The 16730-nt window shown below is 67.9% G+C and carries 10 protein-coding genes; 9 read left to right on the top strand and 1 reads right to left on the bottom strand.

Annotated features, from left to right (window positions below):
• Positions 1-24 precede the first annotated feature (24 nt).
• Positions 25-9216: a non-ribosomal peptide synthetase gene (locus tag HMPREF3173_RS01925; RefSeq protein ID WP_070571319.1), complete on the bottom strand. Its 9192-nt coding sequence runs from the start codon at positions 9214-9216 to the stop codon at positions 25-27.
• A gap of 256 nt (positions 9217-9472) precedes the next feature.
• On the opposite strand from HMPREF3173_RS01925, the gene HMPREF3173_RS01920 reads away from it, so the two are divergent.
• The 9 genes from HMPREF3173_RS01920 to HMPREF3173_RS01880 all read left to right on the top strand — a co-directional run bounded on the left by HMPREF3173_RS01920 (position 9473) and on the right by HMPREF3173_RS01880 (position 16481).
• The gene (locus HMPREF3173_RS01920) at positions 9473-10645 is read left to right on the top strand and encodes a PepSY-associated TM helix domain-containing protein (RefSeq protein ID WP_043214078.1); all 1173 of its coding nucleotides are present in this window, start codon (positions 9473-9475) and stop codon (positions 10643-10645) included.
• Complete coding sequence (locus HMPREF3173_RS01915; protein ID WP_070571318.1) at positions 10642-11175, top strand: thiamine pyrophosphate-binding protein; 534 nt, start codon at positions 10642-10644, stop codon at positions 11173-11175. The genes HMPREF3173_RS01920 and HMPREF3173_RS01915 overlap by 4 nt, the downstream gene beginning before the upstream one ends.
• Positions 11172-11489, top strand: a complete 318-nt coding sequence (locus tag HMPREF3173_RS01910) for a hypothetical protein (RefSeq protein WP_070571317.1) — start codon at positions 11172-11174, stop codon at positions 11487-11489. Before HMPREF3173_RS01915 ends, HMPREF3173_RS01910 begins: the two co-directional genes overlap by 4 nt.
• Positions 11486-12055 carry a DUF6162 family protein gene (locus tag HMPREF3173_RS01905; RefSeq protein ID WP_070571316.1) on the top strand — a complete coding sequence of 190 codons (570 nt, stop codon included), beginning with the start codon at positions 11486-11488 and terminating at the stop codon, positions 12053-12055. The genes HMPREF3173_RS01910 and HMPREF3173_RS01905 overlap by 4 nt, the downstream gene beginning before the upstream one ends.
• Before the next feature lie 16 nt (positions 12056-12071).
• A complete protein-coding gene (locus tag HMPREF3173_RS01900) occupies positions 12072-12974 on the top strand; it encodes a metal ABC transporter substrate-binding protein (RefSeq protein ID WP_070571315.1) in 903 nt (300 codons plus the stop codon).
• Entirely contained in the window at positions 12971-13717 is a 747-nt protein-coding gene (locus HMPREF3173_RS01895) for a metal ABC transporter ATP-binding protein (protein ID WP_070571314.1), read from the top strand. The genes HMPREF3173_RS01900 and HMPREF3173_RS01895 overlap by 4 nt, the downstream gene beginning before the upstream one ends.
• Positions 13717-14616 (top strand): metal ABC transporter permease, encoded by a 900-nt coding sequence (locus tag HMPREF3173_RS01890; protein ID WP_070571313.1) that lies wholly within the window; start codon positions 13717-13719, stop codon positions 14614-14616. The genes HMPREF3173_RS01895 and HMPREF3173_RS01890 overlap by 1 nt, the downstream gene beginning before the upstream one ends.
• The gene (locus HMPREF3173_RS01885; protein ID WP_070571310.1) at positions 14613-15488 is read left to right on the top strand and encodes a metal ABC transporter substrate-binding protein; all 876 of its coding nucleotides are present in this window, start codon (positions 14613-14615) and stop codon (positions 15486-15488) included. The genes HMPREF3173_RS01890 and HMPREF3173_RS01885 overlap by 4 nt, the downstream gene beginning before the upstream one ends.
• Before the next feature lie 66 nt (positions 15489-15554).
• Entirely contained in the window at positions 15555-16481 is a 927-nt protein-coding gene (locus tag HMPREF3173_RS01880; RefSeq protein WP_232095179.1) for a LysR family transcriptional regulator, read from the top strand.
• The last annotated feature ends 249 nt before the right edge of the window (positions 16482-16730 follow it).

Genomic DNA, 16730 nt, shown 5'->3' with positions numbered 1-16730 from the left:
CGCAAAAGTCGTTGAACAATCAGGTCATTCGACGGCACTGGAGCGACGCCGGCGGATCGGGTGCAGCCCTTTGAGGCGGGCGGCGCGTTCGCTGCTCTGGCGCTGCTGGTGTTCACGCCAGACCTGCTCGGCCCGGGCCGACAGCTCGCCCAGGGTGGCAGCGCCCTCGACCAGCGCCGCGAGCACCGCCCGGACCTGCTCGAACATCGCCTCCAGCGTGGCCGGAGCGAAACGCCCGGCCGGATACTCGAAGCTCAGGTGTAGGTGCTCGTCGTCGTTGTAGAACGCCGCCACCAGGTCCAGCTCGGCCGCCTGGCGCCCGGACGGGAAATCACTGACCTGCAGCGCCCCCATCGACGGCAGGCGCCCCACGCCTTCCTGGTGGATCAGCTTGATCGAGAACAGCGGCGAGCGGCCGTTGCGCCGGGGCAGGCGCAGGGCCTCGACCAGGCGCTCGAACGGCAGGTCTTGGTGCTCGGATGCCTCGATCAGCGTTCGGCTGCACAGGGTCAGCAGCTGATCGGCAGTCATCACCGGCACAAGCTCCACCTGCAACACCAACTGGTTGACGAAGAAGCCAACCATGCGCTCGAGCTCGGCATGGTTGCGGTTGGCGATGTCGGTGCCGATGCGCAGGCGGGCCTGCCCAGTGCGCTGTTGCAGCACCACGTTGAACGCGGCCAGCAGCACGCTGAACAGCGACTGCTGGCGTTGCCGTGCGAACCGGCGCAAGGCCGCGCTCTGGGCGCGGTCGAAGGTGAAGTGGCAGGTCGCGCCCTGCCCAACTTCGCCGGGTTCGGCAGTCGGGTCCGGCGGCAGCTCCAGCACCGGGTGATGCTCGCCCAGATGGGCCTGCCACCAGGCGAGTTGGCGTTGCAGTTCGCCGCCCTGCTCCAGCCACTGGCGCTGCCAGCGGGCGAAGTCGGCGTATTGCAGGTTCAGCCCTGGCAGGGTCGGCTGCTCGCCTGCCGCGAATGCGCTGTAGAGGCTGACGAACTCGTCGATCAGCACACGGAACGAGCCGTCGTCGGCGACGATGTGGTGCAAGGTCATGAGCAGCACATGGTCCTGATCGGCCAGTTGCAGCACCTGCACACGCAGCAGTGGGCCATTGGCCAGATCGAACGGCTGCGCGACTTCCTCGCGGGCCAGCGCCTGGGCACTGGCCTCGGCATCGGCCAGGCCACGCAAGTCGCGGTAACGCAGCGCCAGCGGCAGGTCGTCACGCACCTGTTGCCAGGTACTTCCGCGCGCCTCGTGGTAGGTGCTGCGCAGCACTTCATGGCGCGCCAGCAAGGCTTCGAAGGTACGGCGCAGGGCGTCCGGATCCAGTGGGCCGCGCAGGCGCAAGGCGCCGGGCATGTTGTACATCGAGCTGTGCGGCTCCAGGCTCCAGAGGAACCACAGGCGCTGCTGGGCGAACGACAGTGGCTGCTCGCCCGGCCCTGGGTCTCGCGCCATGGCCGGGCGGGCGAGCAAGGCCTGATCGGCACTGGCGCGCACCTGCTCGGCAAAATCGCACAGCCGCGGATGCTCGAACAGCGCCCGCAGGCTCACTGCGCGCCCCAGTTGCCGGCGCACTTGGGAGACGATCTGGGTGGCCAGCAGGGAGTGGCCGCCCAGGTCGAAGAAGTTGTCCTCGCGGCCCAGGCCATCGAGGCCCAGCACCTGCTGCCAGATCTGCCCGAGCTGCTGCTCCAGGCCTTCGCGCAGCGGCTCGCCACCCTCGAGCGCCAGGGCCTCGGGCGCGGGCAAGGCCGTGCGGTCGAGCTTGCCGTTGCGGTTGAGCGGCAGCGCTGCCAGCGCCACCACCTGGGCCGGCAACAGGTAGTCCGGCAGGCGGGCCTTGAGCGCCTGGCGCACGGCGCGGGTCAGTTCGGCGCTGGAATGCGCAGGCTCGGTGGGCACGGCGTAGCCGATCAATTGCTTGCCGGTGGCGCCCTCGTGCACCAGCACCGCTGCTTCGCGGATCATCGGCAACGCTTGCAGGTGCGCTTCCAGCTCGCCCAGCTCGACCCGGAAACCACGGATCTTCACCTGATGGTCGGCCCGGCCGATGTACTCGACCACGCCATCGGCGCGCACCCGCGCCAGATCGCCGCTGCGGTACAAGCGCTGGCCCGGGGTGCCGGCGAACGGGTCGGGCACGAAGCGCTCGGCGGTCAGCGCCGCACGGCCATGGTAGTCACGGGCAAGGCCCGCGCCTGCGCCGATGCACAGCTCGCCCGCCAGACCTGCCGGGGCTAGGTTGCCGTGGCCGTCCAGGATGTGCAGCGCCCGCCCCGGCAACGCGCGGCCGATCGGAATGGCGCCCGCGCTGTCGGCCAAGGTGCAGCGGTGCGTACTCGACACCACCGTAGCCTCGGTGGGGCCGTAGGTGTTGACCAGTCGCACATGCCCCAGCCCGGCCGCGTGCCACAGCTTGAGCCCCTCGGCGGACATCGCCTCGCCCCCCACATGCACCTGGCGCAGGCGCCCGGCATCGCGCGGCGCGCTGGCGGCCCACTCCTGGGCCAGCAGGAACCAGTACGCCGCCGGCAGGTCGGCCAGGGTGATGCCTTGGGCGATGATCTGCTCGTACAGGGTCGTGGTGTCCCACAGCTCATCGCCGCGCAGCACCAAGCAGGCGCCCACACACAGCGGCGGGTAGCACTGCTCGACGAAGCCGTCGAAGCTGAAGGTGGCGAACTGCAGCACCCGGTCTTCGGGGATCAGTTGCGAATAGTCGGCGGCGATCACACAGAACTCACGCAGCGCCGCATGGGCAATCGACACCCCCTTGGGCTGACCGGTGGAGCCGGAGGTGTAGATCAGGTAGGCCAGATCCTGGGCGCCGGCCAGGTTGACCGGGTTTTCAGGGCTGTAGTCGTCCAGCCAGCCTTCGCCCGCCTCCAGCAGCAGGCAAGGCAGCCCGGCCGGCGCCTGGAGCAGGCCAGGTTGCATGAGCAGCAGGCTCAAGGCGCTGTCCTCGATCATGTAGGTCAGGCGTTCGGCCGGGTAGTCGGGGTCCAGCGGCACATAGGCGGCGCCCGCCTTGAGCACCGCCAAGAGGCTGGCGATCATCATCGGCCCGCGTCGCACCGACAGCCCCACGCGCTGGCCAGGGCCCACGCCGCATGCGCGCAGGCGATGGGCCAGGCGGTTGGCCTGGGCATTGAGTTGGGCGTAGGTCCAGCGCTGCTCGCCGGCGATCAGGGCCAGCGCCTGTGGCGTGAGCGCTGCCTGGCATTCGAAGCGCTGGTGCGCCAACAGCGGGCTGTCCAGCGTCAGCAGCGGCTGCCCGCCTTGGGCCAGGCGCTCGGCGTGGCGCGCGGCATCGAGCAGGCCCAGGCTCGCCAGCGGCTGTTCAGGCGCGGCCACGAACTGCGCAAGCAGGTGCACCAGGGTATCGCGCAGCTGCGCCACCTGTGCACTGCCGATCCGGGTGCGGTCGTGGCTGAAGGTCAGTACCAGGCCCTGGTGCTGCTCGATGCCCAGGGTCAGCGGATAGCTGGTCTGCTCGACGTTGCTGACCTGCGAGAGCCGCAAGCCGCCCGGTGCCCCTTGGCGCAGCGCCTCGGCCACTGGGAAGTTCTCGAACACCAGCAGGCTGTCGAACAAGGCCCCCTGCTGGCCGGCCCAGCGCTGGATGTCCACCTGCGAAGTGTGCTCGTGCTCGCGCAGTTGCAGGTTAAGCGCCTGCACCTCGCCTAGCCAGGCAGCCACGCGCTGGGTCGCACGCGGCGCGCAGATCACCGGCAAGGTGTTGATGAACAGCCCGACCTGCTGCTCGATGCCCGGCAACTGCGCCGGGCGCCCGGCCACGGTGGCGCCGAAGGCCACCGATGGCTGGTTGCAGTAGCGCTGCAGCAGCAACGCCCAGGCCGCCTGGAACACCACGCTGACGGTCACCTGTTGGGCCCGGGCAAACGCCGCCAGGCATTGGCTGAAGGCTGCGTCCAAGCCGTGGACCAACTCGCCGAAACCCTCCTCGCCCGCCTCGCGGGGCAGCGCTTCGCCCAGCAGGGTCGGTGCTTCGAGCCCCTGGAGCTGGCCGCGCCAGAAGACCTCGTCCAAGGCCGGGTCGCGCCGTTGCAGCCAGGCCAGGTAATCGGCGTACTTGCCCGCACTGGCGGGCGGTTGGCCGCCTGCATAGCGTTGCAACACCTCGCCCAGCAGTTGGGCGTTGCTCCAGCCGTCCATGAGGATGTGGTGGCTGGTGTAGATCAACTGGTAGCGCTCGCCGCCCAGGTGCACCAGCACCAGGCGCAGCAAGGGAGCGCGGTCCAGGGCGAAGGCGCGGGTGCGCTCCTGATCGGCAATGCGCTGGATATCCGCGCCTTCGCCCGGCAGCACCTGTAGTGGCAGTGCCACCTCGCGGGCGATCGACTGCACCGGCTGCGCGAGGGCCTCCCAGTGATACTGGCTGCGCAGCACGTCGTGGCGTGCGAGCACGGCCTGCCAACTGGCGGCGAAGCGCGCCACGTCCAGGCCGTCGATGCACACCTGCAACTGATTGATGTAGGCGCCGGTCTCGGGCGCGTAGAGGCTGTGGAACAGCATGCCCTGCTGCAAGGGCGAAAGCGGCAGCACATCCTCGACGTGAGCCCAGTCCAAGGCCAGGCCATCGAGTTGTGCCTGGTTCAGCCGCGCCAAAGGGAAGTCCGAAGGTGTCACGCCGAGGGTGCCGGGGGCCAGGCAATGGTCAAGCAACGCTTCGAGGGCCTGGCCGAAGCCCTCGGCCAGACGCTCGAGGGTGGCGGTGGCGAAGCTTTCGCGGCAGTAGCGCCACTCCAGCACCAGCTGGCCCTGGTACACCTGCCCTTCCAAGCTCAAGGCGCTGGCCAGCGGCGCCATAGGATCCTGGGCCTGGCCGCTGCCTTCGATGGCCGGGGCGAACAAGGCGTCGTCACCGAACTGCTGGTCGAACTGGCCCAAGTAGTTGAACAGGATGCCCGCCTGCGCCTGGGCGGCCAGCTGTGCGCCGGCCTCGGCATCCAGGTAGCGCAGCACGCCATAGCCGACGCCCTTGTCCGGCACCGCGCGCAACTGCTCCTTGATCGCCTTGATCGCCTCGCCCGGCGTCGGCGCAGCCTTCAGGCGCACTGGGAACAGGCTGGTGAACCAGCCCACGGTGCGGCTCAGATCGATGTCGTCGAACAGCGCCTCGCGACCGTGACCTTCGAGCAGTACCTGGCAGTCCGCCTGAGCGCTCCAGTCAGCCACGGCCTGGGCCAGGGCGGTCAACAGCAGGTCGTTGACCTGGGTGCGGTAGGCCTGGCCTGCGCGCTGCAGCAATTGGCGGGTGCGCTCGGCGCTCAGGCGCCAGGTCAGCACGGCCGCGCTGGCATTGACCCTGCGCCCATTCGGGTTGTCGTGCGGCAGTGGCGCGCTGGCGCGCTGCGCCAGCCAGAACGGCAATTGCTGACGAGCTCGTGGCAGGTAATCGCCCAAACGTGCAGCCCAGTGCTGGTAGCCGCTGGTCTTGGCCGGCAAGGCCTGCTGACGGTAGGCCTGTTGCAGGTCCTCCAGCAGCACGCGCCAGGACACCCCATCCACCACCAGGTGATGGGCCACCAGCAACAAACGTTGGCTGCCGTCGGCCATCTGCACCAAGAGCGCACGCAGCAGTGGGCCGTCGGCGAGGTCCAGGCTGGCCTGGGCCTGGTCGCACAGGGCGCGCAAGGCCTGGGCCGACGCAGCCTGACGATGCCACAGCTGCACAGGCGCCGCCTCGGCGTGGGTTTGCTGCCAGCCGGTCAATGTGTGGCGATAGCGCAGGCGCAAGGCGTCGTGTTGCTGGACCAGGCGCTCCAGGGCCGCCTCCAGACGCTCGGGCTGCAGCGGCTCGCGCGGGGTCAGCAGCAGGCCTTGGTTCCAATGCTCGCGCGTCGGAATCGTCTGCTCGAAGAACCAATGCTGGATGGGCGTCAACGCCACCTCGCCCTGCAGCGGCCCTTGCTCGATCTGCACCAGCGGCGCCCGCTCCACGGCTTCGGCCAGCTCGCGCAGGGTCTGGTGCTTGAACACATCGGCGGGGCTCAGGCGCAGGCCGGCCTGACGGGCGCGGCTGACCACCTGGATGGCGATGATCGAATCGCCGCCCAGGGCGAAGAAGTTATCGTCCAGCCCGACCGCCTCGACGCCCAGCAACGGCTGCCAGATCTGCGCCAAGGCGCGCTGGCGATCGCTGTGCGGCGCCTCGTGCTGCTGGCGCGCGGCTCCGGCGCGTGGCAAGGCCTTGCGGTCGAGCTTGCCGTTGGCAGTGACCGGCAGACGCTCCAGGAGCATGAAGCACTCCGGCACCATGAACACCGGCAGGCTCAGTTGCAGATGGGCTCGCAGTTGCACCTGGAGCGCGCCGCTGTCGGCCACCGGCGCCGACGGCACTAGGTAGGCGACCAAAAGCTTGTTGTCCTGGGCCAGCACCACCGCTTCCTTGACCGCCGGGTGAGCCATCAGGCCGGCCTCGATCTCGCCCAGTTCGATGCGCAGGCCACGGATCTTCACCTGATGATCCAGGCGCCCCAGGTAGTCGATCACGCCATCTTCGCGGTAACGCGCCAGATCGCCGGTGCGGTACAGACGCTCACCGGCGCCGAATGGGTCGGCCACGAAGCGCTCGGCGGTCAGCGCCGGGCGGCGGTGGTAACCACGCGCAAGGCCCACGCCGCCCAGGTACAGCTCACCGGCAGCGCCAACCGGCACCGGGTTGAGTTCGGCATCGAGGATGTGGGTGCGCAGGTTGGCGATGGGCCGGCCGATCGGCACACTGTGGCGGCCATCCTCGATGCAGGCCCAGTGGGTCACGTCGATGGCGGCTTCGGTCGGGCCGTAGAGGTTGTACAGGCCCGCCCCAGGCAAACGGGCGAACACCTGGGTCTGGGCTTCGGCCGGCAGGGCCTCGCCGCTGCAGACAATGCGTCGCAGGCTGGTGCAGGCCTGGACGCCCGGCTCATGGATGAAGGCCTGGAGCATCGAGGGCACGAAGTGCAAGGTGGTGATGCCCTGCTCGGTGATGATCTGGATCAGTTGTGCCGGGTCGCGATGGGCACCGGGCTGGGCCACCACCAGGCGCGCACCGACCATCAGCGGCCAGAAGAACTCCCACACCGACACATCGAAGCTGAACGGCGTTTTCTGCAACACGCTGTCGCACGCCTGCAGCCCATAGGCTTGTTGCATCCAGGCCAGGCGGTTGAACAACGCCTGATGGCTATTGCCAGCGCCTTTGGGGCGGCCGGTGGAGCCGGAGGTGTAGATCACATAGGCCAGGTTGTGGCCACTGACCTGGCAGGCGGGATCGCTGTGCGGATACCCGGCGCAGTCGGCGACGGCACCGTCCAGGCACAGGATGCGCAGATCGGCGTTCAGCGGCAGGCGTGTCCGCAGCGCGGTCTGGGTCAACAGCAGGTTCACACCGCTGTCTTCGAGCATGTAGGCCAGGCGTTCGGCGGGGTAATCCGGGTCCAGCGGCACGTAGGCACCGCCGGCCTTGAGGATTGCCAGCAGGCCGACCACCATCTCCAGCGAACGCTCAAGGGCAATGCCCACCAGCACCTCAGGGCCGACGCCTGCCTCGATCAGGCGATGGGCCAGGCGGTTGGCTCGGGCGTTCAGTTCGGCATAGCTCAACTGCGTACTGCCGAACACCAAGGCCGGGGCATCCGGCGTGCGCAGGGCCTGCGCCTCGATCAGGCGCTGCACACAGGGGCCGCCTTCGTAGTGCTCGGCGGTGGCGTTCCAGCCGTGCAGCAGACGCTCGCGTTCGGCATGCCCCAGCAGCGGCAGGTCGCCCAGGCGTGCATCCGGCGCCTCGACGATGCCCTGCAGCAGGTTCAGCCAGTGCTCGCGCAAGCGCTCGATGCTGGCCTGCTCGAACAGGTCGCAGGCGTAGGTCAAGGCTGCGTGCAGGGCGCCAGACTTTTCCAGCGTGTCCAGGGCCAGGTCGAACTGGGTGGTACGCCCACCCAGCTCCAGGCGCGAGGCCTTGAGCCCGTCGGCGATGTGCAACTGCTTGAGGTCGGCGACCACGGGCTGATGGTTGTAGAGCACCTGGAACAGCGGCGAATGGGCGGCATCGCGCGAAGGCTCAAGAGCGTTGACCAGACGCTCGAACGGCAGCTCCTGGTGCGCCTGGGCGCCCAACACTGCCGTACGGACTTCAGCCAGCAGCGCGCTGAACGGCTGATCCCCACGCGGCTGGGCACGCAGCACCTGGGTGTTGACGAACAAGCCGATCAACCCTTCGGTCTCGGCCTTGCCGCGCCCGGCGACCGGCACGCCAACACGGATGTCCTGCTGGCCGGTGTAGCGGTGCAACAGGGCCTGGAACGAGGCCAGCAGCACCATGAACAAGGTCACGCCTTGCTGCTGGGCCAGTGTGCGCAGGCCCGTGGCCAACGCAGGGTCGATGGCGAACTCCAGGCGCACGCCGCGATAACTCGGTGCGGCTGGCCGGGGAAAATCGGTCGGCAATTCCAACACCGGCTGTTCATCGCCCAGCTGGGCCGTCCAATAGTCGAGCTGGCGCTGCAACTCGCCCGCCTCCAGCCAGCTTCGCTGCCACAGGGCGTAGTCGGCGTACTGGATCGGCAGCGGCGGCAACTGGGGTGCCTGGCCCGCCACGCACTGGGCGTACAGGCGGCTGAATTCGTCGATCAGCACATTCATCGACCAGCCATCGGCGACGATGTGGTGCAAGGTGAGCAACAGCACGTGCTCGTCCTCGGCCAGGCGCACCAGGCATACCCGCAGCAACGGCCCTTCCTGCAGGTCGAACGGCTGGCCCGCCTGCTGCTGGGCGATGTCCTGCAAGCGCTGCTCGCGCTCGGCACAACCTGCAAGATCGTGGCGCTCCAGCGCCAGTGGCCCAGGCGCCTGCACGCGGGGATACCAGATGCCCTCCTCCAGGCGGAACAGCGTGCGCAGCGGCTCATGCCGCGCCACCAGCGCCTCGAAGGCCGCGCTCAGTGCGTCCAGGTCCAGCACGCCCTGCAGGCGCACCGCTCCGGGCAGGTTGTAGGCTGCGCCCTCTGGGTCGAGCAGCCACAACAGCCCCATGCGCTGCTGGGCGTAGGACGGCTGCGCGCAGGCGATGCCCTCGACCTGCGCAGGAATGGGCAACAGCGAGAACTCCACCCCTTCTCGCGCCAAGGCCTGAAGAAACAGGCGCCGCTTGTCCAACGGCAGGGCGATAAAGCGACGGGCAAGCTTCTCGGCGTCTTCAGGTTTCATGCTGGGCGTCTTCCTAAAAGTTCATTCGTAGTGCCGGGGCACTCGCATGCAGTTAGGAACGAAACTCAATTCGGCGGATTTAGGCTCGGCGCAACGCCGCGGCCCAGAGGCTTTGAAATATTTTTTTGCATTTTGCCCCGCAGGTTTTTGGCGCTCATTCGTCACATATAGAAACGAATGCGATTCAGTCGCGAAAAGCCCGCCTCTGGGCCGTTGCGCGATGTCGTGGCTCATTTGCCCAACAAGACCGGTACTCATGTCGAAAAAGTCCCGCTCCAAAACCTGGTTCCTGGTGCACAGCTGGCTGGCGTTGCCCATCTGGTTCTTCGTGTTGATCGTCTGCGTGACCGGCACCCTGGCCGTGCTTAGCCAAGAAATCGTCTGGCTAGCCAACCCAGACGTGCGCGCCAGCAAGCCCCACGATGACGCCCAGCCGCTCAGCTACCAGCAGGTGCTCGACGCGATCCACCGCGCCGACCCGGCCATCGCGGTGAACTACATCAGCAAGCCGGGCGAGGCGCACTTCGCCCTCACCGCCAGCGTCACCTACCCCGACGGCACGTCACCGATCCTGTACGTCAACCCCTACACCGGAGCGATCCAGGGCAAGAGCCCGACCTTCGATTTCGAAGCCTTCACCCGGGCACTGCACGGCTGGTGGCTGGTGCCGTTCACCAACGGCTACAGCTGGGGCTGGTACCTGGTGTCCTTGCTGGGGCTGCCGCTGCTCGCCTCGCTGGTCACCGGGCTGGTGGTGTACAAGCGCTTCTGGAAAGGCTTTTTCAAGCTGCCACGCCTGGGCCATGGCTCGCGGATCTTCTGGGGCGACCTGCACCGCCTGAGCGGGGTCTGGTCGATCTGGTTCATCGCCACCATCTCCATCACCGGCACCTGGTTCCTGATCCAGGCGACGCTGGCCGATAACCACGTGACGATTTCCAGCGAGCCGATCGTGCCGGCCATCGCCCGCGAAGACGTGCCGCGCACCGCCGACGGCCAGGCGCCCACGCCGATCAGCCTGGACGAGGCCGAGCGCGCCGCCACCGAGCGCTTCCCAGGCTTCGAGGTGACCTTCATTACCCTGCCGGGCAACGCCTACAGCCATTACTACATGGGCGGGCGCGGCTGGTATCCGCTGATGTTCGAGACAGTCAACGTCAACCCCTACAACAGCAAGGTCGAGGCCTCGTTCATGGTTTCGGACCGCTCGGCCCTGGAGTTCGTCACCGAGTCCATGCGCCCGCTTCACACCGGTGATTTCGGCGGGATCTGGGTCAAGCTGATCTGGGCCTTCTTCGGCCTGATGCTGACCTTGATGGTGCTCAGCGGCCTGTTGATCTGGACCAAGCGCACCGCCCAGGCCACCGCCGCCGCACTCAAGCGCCAGCCCCGGGCACGCGCGGCGACCGCGTCGGAGGCCAGCCTATGAGCAAGCACACCCCACCCCAGTCGCCGGTCAAACGTTTCTGGCTGAAGTGGCGATTTCACCTGAACATCCTGCTGGTGCTGATTCCCCTCGGGCTGATGCCCAAGTACTTGCATGAAGCCTCGATGGACCGTGGCGAAATCGGCCTGGGCGAACGTGAATTGGGCGAACTGAACGCCGGCCCGTGGAGCGTGCGCCTGGCCGAGCGCTTCGACGAGGCGCCGCGCTCCGACGGCCCGGCGGGCTACTTCAAGCAGTTCAAGATCGCCCTGTGCGAGCAGTGCAGCGACATCAAGGCGGTGTACCTGCGCGTGGGCAAACCGCGCAGCCTGCGGGCAGCCGGCGCGCTGTTCGTCGGCACGCCTTATCGCATGACCGGCGAGGTCAACATTCCGCAAAAGACCCGGCCCGACGCCGAGCTGTGGCTCACCTTCGAAGGCTGGGACGGGCAGATGCACCAGGCCTCGATTCCCCTGGCCAAGGCATCGCCGGCCACCGTGGCGTGGCTTCAGAAACAAGGAGGCAAGCAATGAAACACTGGATGGGCGCCCTCGCCCTGCCCCTGCTGCTGGGTATCGCGCTGCCTGCGCAGGCCCATAACCCCATGTGCGAATGCACCGAATCCGCCGACCAGATCACCTGCAAAGGCGGGTTCTCCGACGGTAGCGGCGCACCGGGGGTGACCCTGGACGTGATCGGCTATGACGAACAGGTGCTGCTGGCCAGCAAGCTCGGCGAAGACTCCACCCTGACCTTCAAGCGCCCCGAGGGTGAGTTCTATGTGCTGTTCGACGCAGGCCCTGGCCATGTGGTGGAAGTCGACCATGCCGACATAGGCGCGCCATGAGCCGGGCCCAGGTGGTACGCCCGGCCGGCGCCGGGCACGAGACCTTGTACGTGCTGCTCACCGCCCTGCTGACCATCGCCCTCGCCACCACGGTGGTGGTGCTGCGCGGTGAGCGCGAAGACGAAGTGGCCATCGCTGCCCACCAGATCGATGCCCGCCGCGACCTCACCGCCGCCGAGCAAGGCCTGTACACCGACCTGTGGGTAGCGGTCGAGGAGATCGCGCTGCTGCGCGAGGAAAGCGGCCAGCCCCCGGACGTGGCAGCTCTCGCCGAGGAAGGCCTGCCGCCCTTCGTGACCGACGCCAGCAGCCAGCGCCGCGGTGCTCACCACTGGCAGCGGCTGCCCAGCGGGGCCTATCTGGGCCGCAGCGAGGACGCCCAGGTGGCAGGCAGCTTGCTGCTGATCCTGCCTGCAAACGACAGCGAACAGCCGGAAGTCTGGCTACGCCGCGACCGCAGCGGCCTGGCCCCGGACGACCTGGGCCAGACCGCGCTGATCGCCGCCGGCTGGCAACAGGTGGTCAGCCACTACGACGCCGGGGTCACCCGCCAACACCGCCACTGAACCGAAGGATTCCCCCATGCTCCGCTTCGTCCTCACCCTGCTGTTGGCTTGCGCCTTGCCGGCCCTGGCCCAGGCCGACAACGGCAAGCCCCTGCGCATCGGCATCACCCTGCACCCCTACTACAGCTATGTGACCAATATCGTCGGCGACAAGGCCGAGGTGGTGCCGCTGATTCCGGCAGGCTTCAACCCCCATGCCTACGAGCCGCGGGCCGAAGACATCAAGCGCATCGGCACGCTGGATGTGATCGTGCTCAACGGTGTGGGCCACGATGACTTTGCCGACCGCATGATCGCCGCCAGCGAAAAGCCCGACATCAAGACCATCGAGTCCAACGCCAACGTGCCGCTGCTGGCCGCCACCGGCATCGCCGCCCGGGGCGCGGGCAAGGTGGTCAACCCGCACACCTTCCTGTCGATCAGCGCGACCATCGCCCAGGTCAACAACATCGCCCGCGAGCTGGGCAAGCTCGACCCGGACAACGCCAAGGCCTACACCCAGAACGCCCGCGCCTACGCCAAGCGCCTGCGCACGATGCGTGCCGAGGCCCTGGCCCAGGTCACCCAGGCACCGGACGCCACCTTGCGCGTGGCCACCATCCACGCCGCCTACGACTACCTGGTGCGCGACTTCGGTCTGGAAGTCACCGCCGTGGTCGAGCCGGCCCATGGCATCGAGCCGAGCCCTGCGCAGCTCAAGAAGACCATCGACCAGCTCAAGGCCCTGGATGTGCAGGTGATCTTCTCGGAGATGGACTTCCCGTCAGCCTATGTCGACACCATCCAGCGCGAAGCGGGCGTGCGCATCTACCCGCTGACCCACATCTCCTACGGCGAGTACACCCAGGACAAGTACGAGGTGGAGATGAAGCGCAACCTGGACACCGTGGTACGCGCCATCCAGGAGACCCGCACATGACCGCAGCCGCCCACCTCGGCACCGCCTGCGGGCCGCGCATCGAGTTCGCCGGCATCGACCTGACCCTGGGGCGTACGCGCATTCTCGAAAACGTGGCCTTCAGCGTCGCCGCCGGCAGCGTGCATGCCATCGTCGGCCCCAATGGCGGCGGCAAGAGTTCGTTGATCAAGACATTGCTTGGGCAGATGCCGCACCAGGGCCAGCTGACCCTGCACTGGCCGACCGAGCGCGAAGTGATCGGCTATGTGCCCCAGGCCCTGGAGTTCGACCGGGGCCTGCCGATGACCGTCGACGATTTCATGGCCGCCCTGTGCCAGCGTCGCCCGGCCTTCCTGGGCCTGGCCGGTCGCGTGCGGCCAGCCATCGACGCGGCCCTGGCGCGGGTCGGCATGCTCGATAAACGCAAACGGCGCATGGGCGCCCTCTCCGGGGGCGAACGCCAGCGCGTGCTGCTGGCCCAAGGGCTGATCCCCGAACCTCAGCTGCTGGTGCTCGACGAACCCATGTCGGCCCTGGACGAAGCCGGGATCCAAGTGTTCGAGCAATTGCTCACGACCTGGCGCCAAGCTGGCACCACGGTGCTGTGGATCGAGCACGACCTTGAAGCCGTGTTGCGCCTGGCCGACCGGGTCACCGGTCTGAACCGCCAGGTGCTGTTCGACGCCCCACCCGCCCAGGCCCTCACACCCGAGCGCCTGCTTGGCCTGTTCAGCGTTCACCCTCGCAGCGGGAGCCTTGCCTGATGAGCTATGACGCCTTCCGCCAGCTGGTCCAGGCCTGGGCCACCGCTGGCTACCTGCCCGAGGCCCTGGCCTACGGGTTCGTGATCAACGCCCTGCTCGCAGGCCTGATGATCGGCCCGGTGCTGGGCGGGCTGGGCACCCTGGTGGTGGTCAAGCGCTTTGCCTTCTTTTCCGAGGCGGTCGGCCACGCGGCGCTCACTGGCGTGGCCATCGGCATCCTGCTGGGCGAGCCCTACACCGGGCCCTACGGCAGCCTGTTCGGCTACTGCCTGCTGTTTGGCCTGCTGCTCAATTTCTTGCGCAACCGCACCGGGCTCTCGCCGGACACGTTGATCGGCGTGTTTCTCTCGGTGTCCCTGGCGCTGGGCGCGAGCTTGCTGCTGATGCTGGCCGGCAAGATCAACGTACACATTCTGGAGAACGTACTGTTCGGCTCGGTGCTCACCGTCAGCGCCCAGGACCTGGTGGTGCTGGGCATCGTCGCGCTCCTGGTGCTGGCCCTAGCCCTGCCACTGTACAACCGCATCATGCTGGCCAGCTTCAACCCGCAACTGGCGGCGGTGCGTGGGGTGGCGGTCAAGACCCTGGACTACCTGTTCGTGGTGCTGGTGACGCTGGTCACCGTGGCCTCGGTGAAGGTGATCGGGGCGATCCTGGTGGGCGCCCTGTTGGTGATTCCAGCGGCGGCGGCCCGGCTGGTCAGCCAGTCGCTCAAGGGGTTTTTCTTCCTGTCGGTGATCATCGCCACCCTGAGCACCCTGCTCGGCATCCTGCTGCCGATCGTCTTCGACCTGCCTGTGCCCTCGGGCGCGGCGATCATCCTGGTGGCCGGCGCGTGCTTCGCCCTCGCGGCCCTAGCCCGCGCCCTCGTCCCCCGCCTGCAAGGAAACCCGGCATGACCCTCTCCCTCAAGCACCTGACGCTGGCCCTCGCCCTGGCCGGCGTGCCCACGCTCTCCTACAGCACCGAAGTACTCACCACATTACCGGTCACCCACAGCCTGGCGCAGGCTCTGCTCGACGGCACATCGGTGCAGCTCAAGCGCGCAGCACCGGCTAACTTGCCTGCCACTCGCCAGCCGTCGTACTTCAGCGGCCGGGGCGGCGCCAGCCTGCACGAGGCGGCGCAACAGGCCGACGCGGTGATCGGCGTGCGCTCGATCTGGCGCGACGACCCGCTCTACCCCATGGCCCGGCGCAGCAACATCCGTATCGTCGAGATCGATGCGGCGCGGCCGGTCGATGGTGCGCTGCCGGGCATCGCGGTCACAGGTGAAGACGCCTTCACCGCCTACCCATGGCTCAACCCGACCAACCTCGGGCGCATGGCCGACGTGATGGCCAATGACCTGGAGCGCCTGTCACCGGCGGACAAAGCCAAGATCCAGGCCAACCTCGCCAGTCTCAAGCGTCAGTTGCTGAGCCTGGCCGCCGAGGCCCAGACGCAGTTGGCCGAGGCCGATAACCTGAGCGTAGTGAGTTTGTCCGACCGCCTGGGTTACCTGGCCAGCGGCCTGAACCTGGACGTGGTGGACCTGCCGTTGCCGGGCGAGGACACCTGGCACGAGGCCGACCTCAAGGCCCTGGGCGACACCCTCGAGGCCCAGGACGTGGCCCTGGTGCTGCACCACCGCCAGCCCGCCCCTCCCGTGGCCGAGGCGATCAAGGCCGCAGGCGCCCGGTTGCTGGTGCTCGACAGCGACCCGGACGACACCGTCGGTGGCCTCAAGGCCAGTGTCGAGCAGGTGGTGGCCGCGTTGCGCCAAGGCTGAGCCGGCCCTTGCCGTGCGCGGCTGCGAACTTGTAACGTGCGCTCATTCCAGCCCGGAGCCGCCTGCGTGTCCCTCAAAGCCCTGCGCACCCTGGTGACCATCGCCCGCCACGGTACCTTCGCCCGCGCCGCCGATCTGCTCAGCCTGACGCCCTCGGCGGTGAGCCTGCACATCAAGACCCTCGAGGACGAACTGCAGGTCCCGCTGTTCGACCGCAGCCGGCGTCAGGTGGTACTGACCGAGGCCGGGCAGTTGGCGGTGGCCCGCGCCGAAAGCATCCTGGCCGCCTATGACGAACTGGCCGATACCCTGGCCAGCGGCCCGAGCCTGCGGGGGCGCCTTCGCCTCGGGGCGATCCACACAGTCCTGGCCCGGCGCCTGCCCAAGGCGCTGGTGTGGATCAAGGCCCATCACCCGCAGCTGCACATCAGCGTTTTTTCCGGCATGTCAGCTGAGCTGGCCCGGCGCGTGGAAGACGGCGAACTGGATGCGGCGATCACCACCGAGCCAGTGCCACCCTACCCCCAGAGCCTGAACCACACCCCGCTGTTCGAAGACCGCTTCTGGGCCATCGCCAGCCCCGAGCTTGCTGGCCAAAGCCTGCCCGAGCTGCTCGCCAGCCAGCCGTTCTTGCGTTTTGACAAGCGCGCCTGGGCCGGGCGGCAGATCGAACAGGAGCTGCGCCGCCAGCACTTGCAAGTGCACGAACAGATGGAGCTGGACAGCCAGGAGGCGCTCGCGCGCATGGCGGCCATGGGGCTTGGGGTAGCGATCATCCCCATGGCCGACGATGACCTCGAACGCCTGCCCCCGGCCATCCGCCTGCCGTTCGGCGAGCCGCAGCTGGTACGCCGGGTGGTGTTGCTCGAGCATGAGAAGAGCCAGCGGCGGCACCTGAGCGCCGTGCTCAAGACTGCGTTGGAGGCCTGCGATGGGCCGCGCAGCGGCCCCCTGCCGGAATCGCGCCTTGAATCGCCTGCCCTGGGCCGGTAACCTGTGCGCGCTGCTGTCAATCCAGCAGCCGGGTTTGGTAGCCCGCGATCAATCAAGGCGCACAAGCGCCCGCTCTGCGTTTCAGCTGGCGCTTTTTAGTGCCTGGCTGTCTCGTGTCATGGCGGCTGTGCGTAGGGCGCACTCGTGCGCGCCGGTTTCCTTGATTCCCGGTCTACCAACCTACGTACAGCCGTCACCATCCGTTTGGTAGCGAATTGTGGCGGCTCCATTGAATCAAGGAGCGACACA

Origin of the sequence: Pseudomonas sp. HMSC08G10 (assembly GCF_001808425.1) — a bacterium.
Taxonomy (GTDB): Bacteria; Pseudomonadota; Gammaproteobacteria; order Pseudomonadales; family Pseudomonadaceae; genus Aquipseudomonas; species Aquipseudomonas guariconensis.
The sequence above is the reverse complement of the archived record's forward strand: the minus strand, read 5'-3'. Positions and strand labels throughout refer to the sequence as shown.